This is a genomic window from Stenotrophomonas sp. HMWF003, assembly GCF_003061285.1.
In the GTDB taxonomy this organism is placed as follows: domain Bacteria; phylum Pseudomonadota; class Gammaproteobacteria; order Xanthomonadales; family Xanthomonadaceae; genus Stenotrophomonas; species Stenotrophomonas maltophilia_AP.
On the sequence record NZ_QAIW01000290.1, the window covers coordinates 1,447 to 3,106 of the forward strand.

Consider the following 1,660-nt stretch of genomic DNA (forward strand, 5'->3'; position numbering starts at 1 on the left):
CTGTCGGCAAGAAGACCGCCGTGGCCAAGAAGACCGTCGGCAAGAAGGTCGCCGTGGCCAAGAAGGCTGTGGCCAAGAAGTCCGCGACCGCCAAGAAGGTTGTCGGCAAGAAGACCGCCGTGGCCAAGAAGACCGTTGGCAAGAAGGTTGCCGTGGCCAAGAAGGCCGTCGGCAAGAAGACCGCAGCGGCCAAGAAGGTTGTCGGCAAGAAGACCGCCGTCGCCCGCAAGACTGTCGGCAAGAAGGTCGCCGTCGCCAAGAAGACCGTCGGCAAGAAGACCGCCGTTGCCAGGAAGGCCGTCGCCAAGAAGAGCGCCGTGGCCAAGAAGGCTGTCGGCAAGAAGACCGCCGTTGCCAAGAAGGCCGTTGCCCGCAAGGCCGCCCCGGCCAAGCGTGCTGCCAAGCCGGTGGCCCGCAAGGCTCCGGCCAAGCGCGCCCGCAAGTAAGGCGTGACCACGGCGCCTGCCTGCGGGCGGGCGCCGTGATGCGGTTGCAGGGGTGTGCCGCCCTGCGCGCGGGGAACCGTTCTGGTTGCCCCCTCCCCCTTCCGCTTGCACAAAGCTGAAGCGGTTTACGCAATATCCGCGTCAGAATGTTGGCGCGCGTCATGCAGAGATGGCAGAGTCGGGATCTCGAAGTCATGGGACGAAGGAACGCCCGATGTATGCCGAAGCCCTCACCGCCGGTCACGCGCTCATGCGCCTGCACCAGGACCACCGCCTGATCCGTGTCGATACCGTGCTGGACCCGCAGACCTTCCTGGTCAAGCGGTTCGACGGCAGCGAACGCGTGTCCCATCCCTTCGCCTACCAGGTCGAGCTGCTCTCGGTGCAGCCCCGGCTGGAGCTCAAGCAGCTGGTGGGCCAGCCGCTGCGGCTGATCCTGGGCGACGAGTTCGGCGGCCATGGCATCCACGGCTACGTGCGCGAGTTCGCCAGCACCGGCCGCGAGGCGCAGTTCAGCGCCTACCGCGCCGAGATCGCGCCGTGGTTCGCCTTCCTGGACTACACCAGCAACTGCCGCATCTTCCAGGACATGAACGTGCTGAAGATCGTGGAAACGGTGTTCGCCGATTACCCCGACCTGGCCCGCTTCGACTACGACCTGGACACCGGCAAGCTACCCAGGCTGCCCTACTGCGTGCAGTACAACGAGTCCGATTTCGCCTTCGTCTCGCGCCTGCTCGAAGACGCCGGCATCTACTACAGCTTCCGCCACGATGAAGAGGGGCACACCCTGCTGCTCAGCGACGACTCCACCCTGAGCGTGGCGCTGGGCGAGCCGGCCCCGGTGTACTTCCGGGCGGATCAGGGCGTACAGCAGCAGACCGGCCTGCACCGCTGGGGTGCCCGCCGCCGGGTGGGGCCGGGCGCGCATGCGCTGAGCAGTTTCGACTTCAAGCAGCCCAGTACTCCCTTGCGCGTGGTGCGTGGCAACGAGGCGCCGCGGGGCGTGCTGCCCGAACTTACCCAGTACCGTTACGACGGTGCGGCCCGCTTCGCCGACAGCCGTATTGGCGAGGCGCTGGCGGCGGTGCGCAATGAAGAAACCGCGTGGCCCACCAAGCTGTTCGAATGCGCCGGCAACGCCGCCGGGCTGCAGGCGGGCGGCTGCTTCACCCTGGAGCAGCAGCCGGACTTCATCGGCCGCGGTGCTGAAG

General features: G+C 66.9%; 2 protein-coding genes. Both read left to right on the top strand.

Features of this window, described 5'->3' with window-relative positions:
- The coding region (locus DBR34_RS22835; RefSeq protein WP_258223859.1) for a hypothetical protein at positions 1-446 on the top strand (446 nt) is incomplete at its 5' end.
- Positions 447-660: 214 nt separating this feature from the next.
- On the top strand, positions 661-1,660 hold a 1,000-nt coding region (gene tssI / locus DBR34_RS22840; protein WP_258223860.1), incomplete at its 3' end, for a type VI secretion system tip protein TssI/VgrG.